This window comes from Frankia sp. Cppng1_Ct_nod (assembly GCF_920656135.1).
Classification (GTDB): Bacteria; Actinomycetota; Actinomycetes; order Frankiales; family Frankiaceae; genus Protofrankia; species Protofrankia meridionalis.
On the sequence record NZ_CAKKTK010000019.1, the window covers coordinates 49058 to 64603 of the forward strand.

10 protein-coding genes and 2 pseudogenes are annotated in these 15546 nt (G+C 68.1%); 6 read left to right on the forward strand and 6 right to left on the reverse strand.

All coding sequences use genetic code 11. The features are described from left to right. Positions 1-11: 11 nt before the first annotated feature. Both NBW77_RS08305 and NBW77_RS08310 read right to left on the reverse strand, forming a co-directional pair. Positions 12-3920 carry an alpha-(1->3)-arabinofuranosyltransferase domain-containing protein gene (locus tag NBW77_RS08305; protein WP_250279516.1) on the reverse strand — a complete coding sequence of 1303 codons (3909 nt, stop codon included), beginning with the start codon at positions 3918-3920 and terminating at the stop codon, positions 12-14. A gap of 89 nt (positions 3921-4009) precedes the next feature. Beyond that, positions 4010-4912, reverse strand: a complete 903-nt coding sequence (locus tag NBW77_RS08310; protein WP_131746097.1) for a dolichyl-phosphate beta-glucosyltransferase — start codon at positions 4910-4912, stop codon at positions 4010-4012. A gap of 1439 nt (positions 4913-6351) precedes the next feature. Between NBW77_RS08310 and NBW77_RS08315 the strand changes: the two genes are divergently transcribed. After that, a complete protein-coding gene (locus tag NBW77_RS08315) occupies positions 6352-6702 on the forward strand; it encodes a hypothetical protein (RefSeq protein WP_250279517.1) in 351 nt (116 codons plus the stop codon). A gap of 54 nt (positions 6703-6756) precedes the next feature. Here the strand turns inward: NBW77_RS08315 and NBW77_RS08320 are convergent, their stop codons facing one another. The 3 genes from NBW77_RS08320 to NBW77_RS08330 all read right to left on the reverse strand — a co-directional run bounded on the left by NBW77_RS08320 (position 6757) and on the right by NBW77_RS08330 (position 9328). Further along, positions 6757-7239 carry a ribose-5-phosphate isomerase gene (locus tag NBW77_RS08320; RefSeq protein ID WP_131746095.1) on the reverse strand — a complete coding sequence of 161 codons (483 nt, stop codon included), beginning with the start codon at positions 7237-7239 and terminating at the stop codon, positions 6757-6759. A gap of 152 nt (positions 7240-7391) precedes the next feature. After that, on the reverse strand, positions 7392-8060 hold the full coding sequence (locus NBW77_RS08325; protein ID WP_502799456.1) for a mycothiol-dependent nitroreductase Rv2466c family protein: 669 nt from the start codon (positions 8058-8060) through the stop codon (positions 7392-7394). A 41-nt stretch (positions 8061-8101) separates the two neighbouring features. Beyond that, positions 8102-9328, reverse strand: coding sequence for an AI-2E family transporter (locus NBW77_RS08330; protein ID WP_131746172.1), 1227 nt, complete (start codon positions 9326-9328; stop codon positions 8102-8104). 271 nt (positions 9329-9599) lie between these two features. Here NBW77_RS08330 and pepN point away from each other — a divergent pair, with 271 nt between their 5' ends. The 3 genes from pepN to NBW77_RS08345 all read left to right on the forward strand — a co-directional run bounded on the left by pepN (position 9600) and on the right by NBW77_RS08345 (position 12909). Next, the gene (gene pepN / locus NBW77_RS08335) at positions 9600-12179 is read left to right on the forward strand and encodes an aminopeptidase N (protein WP_250279518.1); all 2580 of its coding nucleotides are present in this window, start codon (positions 9600-9602) and stop codon (positions 12177-12179) included. 101 nt (positions 12180-12280) lie between these two features. Further along, positions 12281-12535, forward strand: coding sequence for a hypothetical protein (locus NBW77_RS08340; protein ID WP_131746094.1), 255 nt, complete (start codon positions 12281-12283; stop codon positions 12533-12535). Beyond that, the gene (locus NBW77_RS08345) at positions 12532-12909 is read left to right on the forward strand and encodes a PIN domain-containing protein (RefSeq protein ID WP_131746093.1); all 378 of its coding nucleotides are present in this window, start codon (positions 12532-12534) and stop codon (positions 12907-12909) included. Before NBW77_RS08340 ends, NBW77_RS08345 begins: the two co-directional genes overlap by 4 nt. Positions 12910-13212: 303 nt before the next feature. Here the strand turns inward: NBW77_RS08345 and NBW77_RS08350 are convergent. Then, positions 13213-13356 (reverse strand): annotated as a pseudogene (locus tag NBW77_RS08350) (TerD family protein); the annotation flags it as partial. Between the two features lie 171 nt (positions 13357-13527). Between NBW77_RS08350 and NBW77_RS08355 the strand changes: the two are divergent. Together NBW77_RS08355 and NBW77_RS08360 are read left to right on the forward strand one after the other, a co-directional pair. Further along, on the forward strand, positions 13528-14739 hold the full coding sequence (locus NBW77_RS08355; protein WP_131746092.1) for an NAD(P)/FAD-dependent oxidoreductase: 1212 nt from the start codon (positions 13528-13530) through the stop codon (positions 14737-14739). 461 nt (positions 14740-15200) lie between these two features. Further along, positions 15201-15546: pseudogene (locus NBW77_RS08360) on the forward strand (SCO2524 family protein); the annotation flags it as partial.

Sequence of the window (15546 nt, forward strand, 5' to 3'; positions counted from 1 at the left end):
ACCTCAACCGCTCACCTGGGATCCACCGGTCGGGGCGCAGAGCGAACCGCCGTGGAGGCGAGCACGCACGCGAACGCGACTGCGCCGCACAGCTGAACCTGCCAGCCGAAGGCCCCCCGGCCGGACCCGGGGAGGCTGTCCGGGGTGAACGCCACCACCATCCCGGCGATGCTCACGCAGCCGGCGGCGATCCAGGAAAGTACCACCGGCGAACGCGCAGCGAGCACGGCGAACACCGGAACGACAAGTGCGACCGGACCAGCGACCAGCGCCACCACACACATACCGGACGTGACGGCAGCCCACCGCAACCGTACGGCCCCGCGACCCGAGCGGCCGCGCAGGCCCGAAACCCACCAGCCACGTACCCGTTGACCGCGGCCGCGCACCCGCCGCTGCGCCCACCGCTCACGCATCCGAAGACCACGCATCCGAAGACCCCGGGCACGTCCCCACCGGTATCGGTTCCACACGCCGGGCGGAACCACCGTGAGCGCCACCAGCCCCGCGACCATCGTGGCTCCGAGGGCGATGTTGCGACGGTAGGCCTGCCCCGGTCGATTCTCGATCATGATCGTGCCGGCCGCGCCAGCCGGGATGATCCATCCCTGCTGCCAGCCGTCCAACCGGATCACGCGCAGCGGCTTCCCGTTCAGGGACGCGGTCCAGGACGCGTTGGCGTTCTCCCGGACGGCGAGGAAACCGCGCTCCCCTGCCGCGATCTCGACCGTGCGCCGCTCCGGCGTCCATCCGGTGATCCGGGTCGCCCGGGGGGCCGCGGGCTCGGCCTGCGCCGCCGCATCCGTCAACGTGAGCGAGTCGACGGCGAACGGCGCGGAGCCCGGTTCGGTCATCAACAGGTGCGGGCCGGAACCGAGGGTAATCTGCCCGTTGTCGTCGCATACACTCATCGTGATCGGGCTCAGTGCCCTCGCATCCTCCTCGACACCGTCGAGCCGGGTAGCGTACCGCCGCCCGTCCACCCGCACGAACGGGCCGGACCCGCACGGTAGCGACAGCGTCCGCGCCGATGTCGATGTCGATGTCGTGTCCTGGTCATCCCCGGTGGCCGGGCTACTGACGGGCAGGCCACCGACGGTAAGGGCACCGGGAAGCCGGACGGCGGTTCCGCGGACGATGAGAACGACCGGTCGCGGCACGTCGAACCGCCGGTCGAGCTGCCGCTCCTCGTCGTCACCGAACGGCAGGGAGGGGTCGACCCTGTTACGCGCGAACATGTAGACAACCGGGCCCGAGCCGGCCGCGGCGAACAACGGTGTCAGGTCGGACGGAGTCTGGAGGTACCGCTGGAACGTGACGCCCGGAACCGTCAGTTCACGGATGCCCGCGCCCAGGAAGGGGTTGTCCTCACCGCTCAGGTGCTCGAAGCCGACCCGGAAGAACCGGGTGGGGCCGGGCGGTACGGTCAACCGCTGGGGGGATTCAACCGGTTCGACCGGTGTGACCACAGATCCGGTCTCAGTGGTCACACGCAGCGCATGGACGGCCGGCCGCAAACGGCTTTCCTCGAGAAGTCGCACCGTCAGCGACGGGACTTCGATCTCGTGTCCGACGTCGACCTGTAGCCACTGCCCGGTGGATCCCCGGTCGGTTCTGGCGTCCTGCCACGCGGTGTCGGGATCACCGTCCACGGCGTTGGCCGGTTGCAGGTCCGGCGCGGGCGCCAGCTCGAAACCGTACGACGACGCGGTGACTGCCATCCCACCGACATAGCCGGCGGTCGTCTGATGCCCGGCCACCGGCCGGTCGGTCCACTGCGCCGGCGGTCCGGTCGCACCCGCCGCACCTTCGGTCGGCCCGAGGACGTAGGAACGGTCGCCGTGGACGAGACCGAAACTGTTGTCACGGCGGGCGAAGGTGTCGGTCACCACCAAGGTCGTCCGTGGACCGATGACATCGGCCGCGGCGGGATCGTCCGGGCCGGCCAGGTCACCCGCCAGTACGACCGCCTGGTCGGGCAGCATCCCGGCGGCCGCCATCTGCACGGTTGCCTCGGCACCACCGGAGACGACCATGGCGGTGTCGGCCGGATACGCCTGCACCTGGCGGGCCCCGTCCGGCACCACCCACACTTCCAGGGCCGGCACCTGCTCCTTCGGATTACGCAACGCCGGGACGAGCCTGTCCTTGGCCGCGGAACGAGCGGCCACCATCGGGCCGAACGCCACCGTCCGTCGCAGACCGGAGCCACGCAACGCACGGTAGATCTGCTCCGTCGACGGCGGCACGTCCCAGTCCTTGTTCTGCAGGTCGTTGCGGATGAGCACCTGCCCGACCCCGGCCCGGGTCAGGGCGTCGGCGAGCCCCGGCGCCGAGCCGAGCGCGAGCTGTTGCTCGATCCCGTCCATCCATCGGGCCACGCCGACGCCCCCGAGCGGGACCAGGCTGCGGACCCCCCAGGGTGTCCGCGCGAGCCACTGCATCGGCTCGTCCAACGGCCGGCCCCAGTCGTACTCGCCGAACGCCGTCCCCGGCAGCAGCAGTGTCCGGCCACCGGCCGGATTGGCCTCGAGCCAGCCCGCGGCCTGCCGCCAGTAGTCCGGCACCTTGCCGAACGCGCCGGCCGGGGTCATCTTGCCCGCGAGCGCCGGCGTCATCCCCGCGATCACCGCGGCTGCCACCGCAAGGGCGACCGGAACCTGGCCGCGCACCGACCGGCCCCAGGGAGGTGGGCCTGGTACCCACCCGGTGCCGGTACCGGGGGCTACGCGTCGTCGCCGGGAGCCCGCGACGGCGAGGGTGTGAGCGACCCCGAGCGCCATCGGCAGTCGAACCACCGGTTGGAACTTGTAGACGTTGCGCAGGAAACCGAACGGGCTACCCAGCAGGTCACGGATGACCCCCGCGAGTGGGCTTCCCGGCTGCCCAGGGTAGGCGGCGCAGACCGCGAGGATCCCGATCCCGAACGTGACCACGAGGAAACGCCGGGCCGGCAGGTCGGTGCGGGCAAGCCCCCAGACTCCCAGCGCCGCGACAACGGCCGACCCGACCACCGCGGCCGGCGTCGCGACATACTGCTCTGCGGCAGGCAGCCACGGGCTGGGCAGGCGCAGATAGGCCATCCAGTCGCTGGCGCCCCGCAGCGCCTCGCTGACGGACGTCGTGGTGGTCGTGATGTCGGCGGTCTCGGTGAAGGGCAGGAAGTTCAGCCCGTACCGGCTCTGGATGAGCAGCGCCAGAATCCACCACGCGGTCGCGAACACCACCGACACGACCCACCAGCCCCGCAGCGCCCAGGTTCGCCGGCCGGCCCCCGCGAACACCAGCAGCACCGCCGGGCACAGCAGGACGTCCAGGGTGACGCTGGCGTTGACGCCGCCGGTCGTGAAGACCGCAAGACCGGACAGGGCCGCGGCCCGCCGCGGCGCCAGCAGCCCGGACGTGCCACCAGCGCGCGGGGCCGTCGCCAGCACGAGCGGAAGGACGATCCAGGGCAGCATCGCGCTCGCGGTCAACGCGATGGAGTTGGAACCGATCTTTCCCAGCACGAACGGGGATGTGGAGTAGACGAGACCGGCAACCACCCGTCCCGGCCGACTACCGACATGCAGCGCGTCCGCGAGCCGGATCACCCCCCAGGACGCCACACCGAGTAGCAGGGCCATCCACAGCCGCTGGATTACCCAGGGTGGCAGGCCTAGGGCGTTCCCGGTGAGGAAGAACGATCCCATCGGGAACAGGTATCCGATGCGCTGGTTGGGAAGCAGCCCGAAGTCCGAGTCCGAACTCCACAGATGGGTACCCCCGGCGAGAAAACGCGTCGGGTTCAGCGCCACGTCGATCTTGGTGTCCGCGGCGAGCCGGCCGGGTGCCTGCAACAGGCACAGCAGGACGAAGCCGGAAGCCAACACGACAATGGGCCACCAGGGCGTCCGGTCGGGACGACCTTGAACCCCCACGGGCCCATCATCGGGGTCGCCGCGCCGCGGCCACTGATCCACCGACCCGAGGCTGTCCTGCTCCTGCAGCGAAACCGGTCCACCAACGTTCATACGACCTCACGCGGAGCCGACTGCAGGCCGGTGTCCCGTCCACCTCCGATCCTGCCCGCCGCCCCCGCGGGGATGTCCGAGCCACCGCCTACCGCCAGCACGCCCGCACCCATACTGATCACCTTGGCGACCGGGGCCGGCTGCAGGACCAGGGCTGGCTGTGCCTCGACGGTCCGCAGGTGCAGTGGCGCGGACGCGACCCGCCGCCGGTAACGCCGGGCCCGCAACACGTCGACCAGCATCGCCGGAGTGTGCCGGGTGACCCGGAACGTCCCGCCGGCCACTTCCGACCAGTGGACCGGCACCTCCGCGATCCGGTAGCCCATGGACCGCGCTATCGAGAGGACCTCCACGTCGAAGCCGAAGCCGGTGGACCGCGACAGGCTGAACAGCATTTTCGCCTCGGCGTGTCGGAACGCCTTGAACCCGCACTGGGTGTCGGCGACATCGAGCGCCGCCAACGTCCGGGTGACCTGGTTGAACGCCCAGCTTCCCATCCGCCGGCCGTTTGTACGGACCGCGTTGTCGCCGATCCGGCGCGACCCCAGCGCCACTTCGGCGTTCTGGAGAGCGGCCAGCAGCAACGGAAGATCGTTGACGTCCGAAGCCATGTCTGCGTCCATGAAGACGATCGACGCGCCACGGGCCATCGCGACCCCGGCCCTCACTGCCGTGCCCTTGCCGGAGTTCCAGGGCAGTCGCACGACCCGCGCTCTGGGCAGTACGTTCAGCAACCGCTCGGCGACCTCGGCCGTGCGGTCGGTACTGCCGTCGTCAACAACGATCACCTCTGCACCGGCAAGCTTGCCCACCACGGCCACCAGACGGGGCAGTGACTCGGGGAGCCGGCGCGCCTCGTTGAAAGCGGGGATGACGATACTGACGGGAACGTGGTCCAAGAGTCACTCCCAAGCTGCGTCGGCAACGATGAAGGCAGTTGCGGTCATCTGCCGATCTCGAAGCATTTCGTGACGTCCTATTTGGTTCGGCCGAGGTCTCGATGCGACATCGCCGAGCCGTAAAGATCCGAGATTTCATGTCAGTGTGCACTCGACAAAAACCAGTCGATCATGAAATCATTCGACTGGTGACCGCTTGCCTGCGGCTTCCTGCCATGCATGGCAGCGGCCAGGATCCATACATGCGCCCACCCTCCATCGATAGTCGGCACACCGGTTCACGGCCAGCCGAACCCGATCATCCACCGGCGGTGGTCTGAATTCCGCCGGACCCCCAACGAACACCGCTCCCACGACCTCACTCTCGGTAGTCATCGTGAGCACGGTTCCCGAGACAACGACCCGCGAAGCACGACTCCCCACTGATCGGCACCGCTTGATACACGCGTACCCACGACATCCTCTCGCAGGCACGATGTCCCCCTTCGCCCGCCACCGGGACATCACCCCGACGCACATCCGACAGTCGGTGTTTGGTCACACGGCCCTGCCCTGCGGACCGGACGGACAGCCCCGCCGTCCGGTCCGCAACGGCTTCCATACGCAGCTCATATGTATGGAGGCGGCTCCAGCTGCCGCCGGGTTCGGCAGGTGCCCGGCCCTGACGGGACAGCCCCGCGTGTCGCGGACGACACGTCCGGCCGCAGACACCGCCAGATTCGATCATGCCGTGTCGCCGCCGGCATCCGAGCCGGCCGAACCTCACCCCCAACGGTCGAGGAATCCATCCCGGCCCACCCGGCCGGCGCCCGTCCCGACCGGGTGCCGGCCATGATCTCCGTTCGCCGGTGGCGGACCGTTCCATCTACCGAGCACGGGTGCCTCCAACAACGATCGGCTGAAAGACAACCGGACCAGGTTGGTGTCCGGGGTTTTTCGCCCAGCTGGAACGGCTCCTGAAACACTTACGCCCGCCCTTTGCGAACCAGATTCCTCACAGCGGGTCCACCTCGTCGTTCCGCACTGAAACATACCCCGTCCGGGAATGGCGGAACCCTGGGTCTTTCTTCGACGGTCGGGTCGGTGTGGTTCTGCCGGTAACGTCCCACCGGTTACGCCAGTGCATTTCAACCAGGGACGTCCGGACGCGGAAGTCAGCCCGAATCCCGCGCTACGCCCGAAGCTCACCCATAAACGTTCGCCGGTCTTCGGGACCGCCCGTTCCGCCGCACGAGAACACACGGACGGCATCCAGGCGGACCCCGGAACGGAGCATCACCACGAGTAACCATGACACGATGGTGCGGCACCCTGGACCGGTGAATGTCCGCTGGGTGTCCGCGCCGGGCGGGCATTCGACGGTCAGTCAGCCAAAGGTTACACGATCATGAAACTTCTCGCGCGGCCGAAAGCACCGAGGAACCCTAGGAGATCAATCCATGACCCAAAGTCACCGGGACGCCGATAAACCAGAACCCGACGATGCGCGGTCGATCACGCCGGCCGAGCCGGACCCGGGGCAGAACGCGCCAACGGGTCCGGCCGGCGGCCAGCACGACAGGTCGGGGCGTCGGCGGGAGACAGGCGATCCCGGCCTGCGTGCCCTGGTGGGCGAGGGCCGGTCCCGGCTGCCTCCGGGGACGGCGATGCGGGCCCGCGACGTCGCCCGTCCGAGCATCGACGACCTGGCCGAGGCAGAACGAAACGTCGTCCTTCGCAGACGGCCGTGGACGGACTCCGCCCCTACCACCGCAGTCCCCATCACCACCCGCAGGCAGCACGGCCGTTAGGGCGTGCTGCCTATCCTGGGTCCGTCCGGCTCGGGCTGCCCGGGAATCATGAGATCACGGCGTGAGCGGCGCCGACGGCGCCGGGACCGTGCCGGAACGCTCATACGCCGCGAGCATGCTGATCCGCCGGACGTGGCGTTGTTCAGCGCTGAACGGCGTCCCGAGGAACACCTCGACGAGGCCGACCGCCTCCGAGACCGTGTGCATACGGGCACCGACGCTGATCACGTTCGCGTCGTTGTGCAGCCGGCCGAGGCGGGCGGTTTCGACGTTCCAGGCCAGAGCCGCGCGCACGCCGGCGACCTTGTTCGCCGCGATGGCCTCGCCGTTGCCGGATCCGCCGATGACCACGCCGAGGCTGCCCGGCTCGCCCGCCACCGCGGCAGCGGCCGCGATCACGTACGGAGGGTAGTCATCATCCGGATCGTAGGCGGCGGGGCCGTGGTCAACCGGCGAGTGGCCCAGTTGGGTCAGCCGAGTGATCAGCGAGGCCTTCAGTTGGAAGCCGGCGTGGTCTGAGCCGAGGTGGACGCGCATGGGACGAAATGATGCCTGTCCCCGGCGGCTCTCACCGTCACCCAGACCGATGACCTAGGAAAATCGTACCCAATGGGGGATACCAAGGCGCGTTTTCCCGAATTGTCCCCACCGGATGGCCCTTGACCGGAAGGCTCCGACCTGGACGTCCCTCAGTCGAACACGGGTCCGCGGTCCCGGGTGCGCTTGAGTTCGTAGAAGCCAGGGGTGCCCGCGACGAGCAGCACACCGTCCCAGAGCCTGCCCGCGGCCTCGCCCTTCGGCGCCGGGGTGACAACCGGGCCGAAGAACGCGGTGTCCCCTACCGCGATCACCGGCGTGCCGACGTCCATGCCCACCCGGTCCATCCCGTCGTGGTGGCTCGCCCGCAGCGCCTCGTCGAGTTCGCCCGCTGTCGCCGCATCGGCAAGATCCGCGGGCAGTCCGACCTCGGCCAGCGCAGACCCGAAGGTCTCGGCGTTCCACTCGGCCTTCTCCAGATGACGACGTCTACCCAACGCCGTGTACAGCGGGAGCAGCACCTCGTCGCCGTGCTGCTGCGCGGCGGCGATGCAGATCCGTACCGGGCCCCACGCGCGCTTGATGGTCTGAGCATACTGGGGAGAAAGATCCCGGCCCTCGTTGAGGACCGCAAGGCTCATCACATGCCAGCGGAACCGCACCGGACGAACCTGCTCGACGTTCAGCGCCCAACGCGAGGCCAGCCATGCCCACGGGCAGCTCGGATCGAACCAGAATCCGGCCTGCGTGATCGGGGCGGGTGGCCCCGGGTCCACGGCGGGCGACTGCGATGGCTGCGAGACGACGGTTGGCGTGGTCACAAATCACTCCTGGTCACCAAGTGGCGAAGTATGTGTCCAGGTCAACCATCGGGAGCGGGTGACTCCTTCCCGGATCGGGCAAGATAGCCCGCCACCCGGTTGACCACGGCCACGAACGGGACGGCAGCGATCGCGCCGGGGATGCCGGCGAGCACACCGCCCGCGGCGAGCGAGATGACTATCGCGAGGGGATGCAGGCGCACGGCCCGCCGCATCACCAGCGGCTGCAGCAGATGGCCCTCGATCTGCTGCACGGCGAGCACCACGCCGAGGATGACCAGGGCGGGCACCAGACCGTTGGAGACGAGCGTCACCAGGACCGCGGCCACGCCGGCCACGGTCGCTCCGACGATCGGGATGAACCCACCCAGGAAGGTCAGCAGGGCCAGCGGCGCGACAAGCGGCACTCCGACAGCCACCAGTCCGACGGTGATGCTGACCGCGTCCACCAACGCGACGATCACCGTACCTCGGATGTAGCCGGTGAGCGTCGACCACGCCTCCCGACCGGCGCCACGCACCTGGTCCTCACCCCCGGCCGGGAACCGGGTCACGATCCAGTCCCAGATGCGGTCACCGTCGTGGACGAAGAAGAACGTCGCGAACAGGGTGAACAGGATGCTGGTGACCACCTCGGCGGCGACCGTCGCACCGGAGAGCAGGCTGGAAACCAGCCTCCCCCGGTTGCTCGCCAGGCTGTTGGTGATGCCGTTCGCCAGGTCGTCGAGCTGTTTCTGCGACAGGTGCAGCGGCCCGTCCTGCAGGTAGTCACGTACCTGCACCACGCCCTTGCTGACCTGGTCGGACAGGGTGGGTAGCTCGTTGGCCGCGTTGAACCCGACGCCCACCCCGGCACCCGCTATTATGATCACGAATCCGAACACGGCGACGAAGGACGACGCCAGCCTCGGCACTCCGTGGTGGCGCAGGCCCGTGGCGATCGGACGGATCAGCGCACTGATGAGCAGACCGGCGATCACCGGGATCACGACGATGCGGACCCGCCCGACCGCCATCAGGGTGGCGTAGATCGCGACGGCGACGACGAGCAGGCGCCACGACCACCCGGCAGCTACCCGCAGCGCGGCGGGGACGTGTGCCTCGCGCGGGTCGGCCGGGTCGGCCAACTCCCGGGGCTGGGACACAGCGGCCCGGCCATCCGAGGTCGAAGCGGTGCGACCGTCGACAGGACCGGCAGCGCCGGCAGCGCCGTCCGGTGCGCTGCGGTCCGGATGGGCACGCCGTCCAAGGCCGGCAACACGCCTCACCGGCGTTCCCCCTTCAGCGTCGCTGCGGCTGTTGCACTCGAACCGGTTGTTCCACCCGTCCCATTCCAATACCGCATCAAACCCGACGACAGGTGCGCCGCGTCGCAGTATCGCCGCGCCGGGGCACGCCCGGGTGGAGCCGGAACGGTCAACACCGCAGGCGTGGGACACTGGGGACCCTCCGTCGCGCCAGTCGAATCGCCCGGCCGGGACGTCCGACACCCTGACCCGGGCCGGGCACCACCCGTCCGACCGTCCCGAAAGGACCTGTGTGTCCGCCAACAACCTCACCCGCGATGAGGCGCGTGAGCGCGCCCGGCTGCTGAACGTCTCCTCCTACGAGGCGAATCTCGACCTGACAGTCGGCGACACGACATTCAACTCACGGACGGTCGTACGTTTCACCTGTGCCGAGCCGGGCGCTGCCACCTTCATCGAAATGATCGCCCCCACGGTCCGCACGGTGACACTGAACGGGCGGGCCCTGGACCCGGCCGAGGTGTACGACGGTAACCGGATCACCCTGACGGATCTGCGGGAGGTCAACGAGCTGGAGGTGGTGGCCGACTGCGCGTACTCGAAGACGGGCGAGGGCCTGCACCGGTTCGTCGACCCGGTCGACGGCGCCGTCTACCTGTACACACAGTTCGAGACCTACGACGCCCACCGGATGTACGCCTGCTTCGACCAGCCCGACCTGAAGGCGGTCTTCGGACTGTCGGTGGTCGCGCCCGCGGAGTGGACCTGCATCTCGGGCGGTCGGCGTCTGGAGACCACCGACGCTGGAGCCGGGAAGACCTTCTGGCTGTTCCAGCCGACGCCGGTGATGTCGACCTACATCACGGCACTGGTCGCCGGCCCTTACCACGAGGTCCGCGACCATCATGACGGGATCGACCTCGGCCTGTACTGCCGGCGGTCGTTGGCCGAGTTCCTCGACCCGGACGAGATCTTCGCCATCACCAGGGCCGGGTTCGACTTCTACCACCGGGTGTTCGACTACCGGTACCCGTTCGGCAAGTACGACCAGCTCTTCGTCCCCGAGTTCAACGCGGGCGCGATGGAGAACGCCGGCTGCGTGACCTTCCTGGAGGACTACGTCTTTCGCGCGAAGGTGACCGAGGCGCGGCGGGAACGGCGGGCCGAGACGATCCTGCACGAGATGGCGCACATGTGGTTCGGCGACCTCGTGACGATGCGCTGGTGGGACGACCTGTGGCTCAACGAGTCGTTCGCGACGTTCATGTCGGTGCTGGCGCAGGTCTCCGCGACCCGGTTCACCAACGGCTGGACAACCTTCGCGAACGCGGAGAAGGGCTGGGCGTACCGGCAGGACCAGCTGTCCTCCACCCACCCGATCGTCGCCGACGCGGGTGACATGGAGGCTGTGCGCACCAACTTCGACGGCATCACCTACGCCAAGGGCGCGTCCGTCCTCAAGCAGCTCGTCGCCTGGGTGGGCCAGGAGGAGTTCCTGGCGGGGCTACGCTCCTACTTCCGTCGCTACGAGTACGCCAACACCTCGCTGCGGGACCTGCTCGACGAGTTGGAGAACGCCAGCGGGCGGGACCTGAGCGTGTGGTCCGCGGACTGGCTGGAGACCACCGGGGCCAACACCCTGCGTCCCCGGTTCGAAACCGACTCGTCCGGTCTGTTCACCGCCTTCGACGTGGTGCAGGAGCCGGCGTCCTCACCACCGACTGCGAGCACGACGCTGCGGCCGCACCGGGTCGCGATCGGTCTGTACGACCGTGTCTCCGACGGGTCGCTGATGCGCCGCGAACGCATCGAGCTCGACGTGGTCGGCGAACTGACCGAGGTGCCCAAGCTTGTCGGCGCCCGCCGACCCGACCTGATCCTGGTCAACGACAACGATCTCACCTACGCCAAGATCCGCCTGGACGACCGGTCCCTGACGACGCTGATCGACTCGATCGGGACGATCCGCGAGTCGCTCCCCCGGACTCTGTGCTGGGCTGCGGCCTGGGACATGACCCGCGACGCCGAACTCGCCGCCCGCGACTACGTCAAGCTGGTGCTGTCCGGGGTGGACGCCGAGGACGACATCGGTGTCGTGCAGTCGCTGCTGGCAAAGGCGCAGCTCACCATCGACACGTACGGGGATCCGGCGAACCGGTCGGGCCTGCTTCGGGAACTGTCCGCGCGGGCCGAGGATCTGCTGCGCGCGGCCGCGCCCGGCAGCGACCTGCAGCTGGTCCACGCGACCGCGTTCGCCCACGCCGAAGACCCCGACCAGGTCGAACGGATCCGTGCGATCTTCGAGGGAGCCGACGTCATCGACGGGCTCGTGCTGGACACCGAGCTGCGGTGGACGCTGCTGATCCAGCTGGTCGCGCGGGGTGTCTACGGCATGGACGAGATCGAGGCCGAACTCGCCCGGGACCGGACCGCGACCGGCGAGAAGCGGGCGGCCACCGCCCGGTCGGCCCGCCCGACCCCCGAGGCGAAGGCTGCCGCCTGGGCGGCGGTGATGGACTCGGACACGCTGTCGAACCATCTGCTCGTGGCGACCATGGGCGGCTTCTGGATAGCCGACCAGGATGACCTCACCCGGCCGTACGTGGACCGGTTCTTCGCCGAGATCGCCGACATCTGGCGGACCCGGACCTTCGACACCGCTCAGACGATCACGCAGATGCTCTTCCCGTATGCGATCATCGAGCCGGCCACGGTGGCGGCGGTGGACGCCTACCTCGCCGGACAGGACCCCGGGCCTGCGCTACGGCGGGCCCTGGTCGAGGGCCGCGACGGTCTCGTCCGCGCCCTGCGCGCCCGCGCCAAGGACGCCGAGGACGCCGAGGACGCCGAGGCGGGCACTGCCGGCTCCTGACCCGCCGACACCGGCCCAGCGGAAAAGTGGAGGCCCCGACCCTCCAGATGATGGGTACGGGGCCTCCCCCGCCGTCCACGCACATGATTTATGCTCAGCTTATGAGCTTCAAGCGGATCACTATCAGTGTTCCCGAAGAGATCGCGACGAAGGCGCAGCGGGCCGCCGACGCCGGTCAGGTGGAGTCGGTGTCGGCCTACTTCGCCGGGCTGGCTGCCGCCGAGCCCGACTGGGCGCAGGCTCAGGCGATTCTGGATCAGATGATCACAGAGGCCGGTGGGCTGGACGACGCCGCGCACGACTGGGCCCGGTCGACGCTGGATGCCGACGACATCGGTGTGGCCGGGGCCGCGTGAGAACGGTCGTTCTCGACGCGGGCGCGCTCATCGCACTGGAGCGTCGTGACACCCGGATGCTCGCACTGGCCGCGGATCTGGTCGCCATGAAGGTAGCGGCACACCTACCGACAGGAGTCCTCGCTCAGGTCTGGCGTGGGTCGCCGCGTCAGCATGCCGTCATGAAGCTGGTGCGGACGGGCGCGCTGCGTGTCGAGCCACTGTCAGAGGAGATCGCTGTCCGTATCGGATTGCTGCTCGCGGCATCAGGAACGAGCGATGTTGTCGATGCTCACGTCGCGTTGCTGGGACGGAAACTCCACGCCACCGTGGTCACCTCCGATCCGCACGACCTGCACACATTGGACCCTGCGCTCGACCTTGCCGTGATCTGACGGCATCGTGATCTGACGGCCCCGCCTGTCGGCCGGGATCGTCGCGCGAAGGAGTCGTTGCTCCCGAGACAGGGGCGTGCGACGTGACGCCTGTTCGAGGCGTGGGATGCGAGTACCCGCCCATGGTGGCCGCCGCGAAGGGACCTGCGCGCTACGTTCCATGGTCAACCGCGGAGAGTGATGACATCCCAACGGATCTTCAGACTCGTCCGAGCCCCGGTGAGCACCCCACCGCTGCCTGCGGGTCAGACGTCGAGGCCGAACTCGCGGGCGATCCCGGTCAGCCCGCCCAGCCTGGGCTGTCAGGTCATAGCGGGCGATCTCGTCGCCGGAGGTCGCATCTACGACGCGGAGGTAGGCGTTGCGCACGTCGCCGAAGCTTTGCCGCCGATACACCGCATCGTAGATGGTCACCTCGACGTGGGTTTCGTCCACGAGCCGGCGGATCTCATCAACGCAACTGTGAGTCCCATGGACACCGGACGCCTCGCCCTGGAAGGAGGACGGAAGGTGGACGCCGCAAAATTCACGGCATCGGGTTGGAACGGATTACACTTCATGGCAAGCTCACAGTCTCGCGCGACGACGCCGGGGTAACAGTCCGTTACAGGAGGCCGGGTGAGCAGGCAGTTCGACCTCGTCGTTGTCGGTGGAGGGATCATCGGTTGCGCAGTCGCCTACCAGGCTCGCTCCCTATTCGAACGGATTGCGATTGTAGATCAAGCCCGTTCGCTCGGCGCGATGGCCTCGTCCGCGGCTATAGGAGGGATTACGCCGCAGAGTGACGATATCTGCGGAACAAGCCTCAGTCTTCTTGCAGATCAGAGTCGCGCGCTTTATCCGGCCTGGTTGCGGGAAATCGAGAACGAAGCCGCCGTGTCAATACCTTTACATACCGCAGGTCTGCTCCAGGTGGCGCTGTCGGGCGCCGAACTCGACCGGCTCGGCTGCGTGCTGGTTCCGGAATGGATCTCACATGGCTTCGAGGTCGTACCGTGCTCCCCGGACGATCTCCAGGATATGGAGCCGCTGCTCACTCGGCGGGCGAAGGGTGCCTTCCTGCTGCCGCGGGAGGCGTCCTTGGAGCCCACTCGCCTGCTTTCCGCGCTCGATTCCGTGCTGCGACGAGATGCTCGTGTCACCGTCCTCACCGGGGCGACGGTGGAGGAGATGAGAAGCACACAGAACAACATAATGATCAGCATAAAGAACGGAAAAACGCTCAGCTGTCATCATGCCGTGCTCGCGGCAGGGCTGGGTAGCGGCCGGTTACTGCCGGCCCGCAACGTCGATCCGATGTTTCCCGTCAAAGGACAGGCAATGGAGTTCCAGGTACCTGGGGCGGTGGGTTACCCCCTTCGTTTCCAGTTGTACGCCAAGGTCGCGGCGAAGGAGGGAACCAAGTCGTCCTACCTTGTCCCGCGCGGGGACGGACGGGTGGCCGCGGGTGTGACGTACGAGTACGGAACATCGGACAGCATTCCCTCCAGGGCGGGCTACGAGTCGGTGCTCACGGGAGTCACCGCGCTTGTCCCGGCCGCTCGTTCCTGGCCGATACAGCGCCATTGGTCCGGCGTCCGACCAGCCACCCTGGACGAGCGTCCGATCATCGGCCCCGTGACGGAGGATGCACGAGTGATCGCAGCCACAGGCCACTTCGGCCTCGGGGTGACGCTCGCTCCCGCCACCGCCGAGCTGGTCTGCTCGCTCCTCGGAGGGCGTGGCCTCACCGTCGAGCAGCAGGACACTCTTGATCTGTGCAAGCCGGCGAGGTTCATCCGCGACCATCTGGCGCAGGTGGTTCAATATCTACCGTCCCATGTGCAATGACGGTCATCCCGGTTATGTCCCCATGTGTCCGACTCGCTAGGTTCAAGGTGTGAAGTCCAGTGGGCAGCAGAGGTAGCGGAGGTCGGCGCTTGCGGCCACTGGCCGAGCCGACTCCTGGGCGACTCCCGGGCGGCCGCGCGACGATCCGGGCAGCACGGTCAGCGCGGGCGTCTCGGGTCGACCATGATCGCCCATCGTGATCGAAAACGTCGATGGTGCTGCTACTCGGCTGATTCACCAAGCCCCTGGACCCCGCCTGCGGTCCAATCCACCCGCATGGTCACCATTCGCGTTTACACTCGGCTCGGGGGCGTGCGGGCCGCGCCGAAGGGAATGGTCGTCATGACAAAGGTCGGCGGTGTTTCTGGTACATTGCGGGTGCACCTGTACCGTTACGGAACTGTGCAGTCCATCCGCAGCAGCCTGAGTATAATGCCTCAAACTCCTTCTGGATGGCTACGGTGAGGATCCAGCCAAGGCAACATATTCTTGACATCTGGCGCGCGGTGTTGGCGACCTCCTACCAGGACGGAACCTGGGTCTGGGGCGGGAGGGACGAGTCCAACTCAATCAGCGATGCCGAGCAGCTTCTGTGCATCCTCTATCCGGCGACCACGATCGAAAACCTGGCGCTCGACCGCCCGGATACCATCGCTGACGACGTGCGAACCGCCTTGAAGCCGTTGGGCGACAGTAACCGCATACCTCGGGTCATCATCGACGTACTTGGTGACTACATCGACAGGTACTCGGACGAGAACGGGGAGCCCGTCTTCACCGGCGGCTGCTACCTCCGGCGGGAGGCGA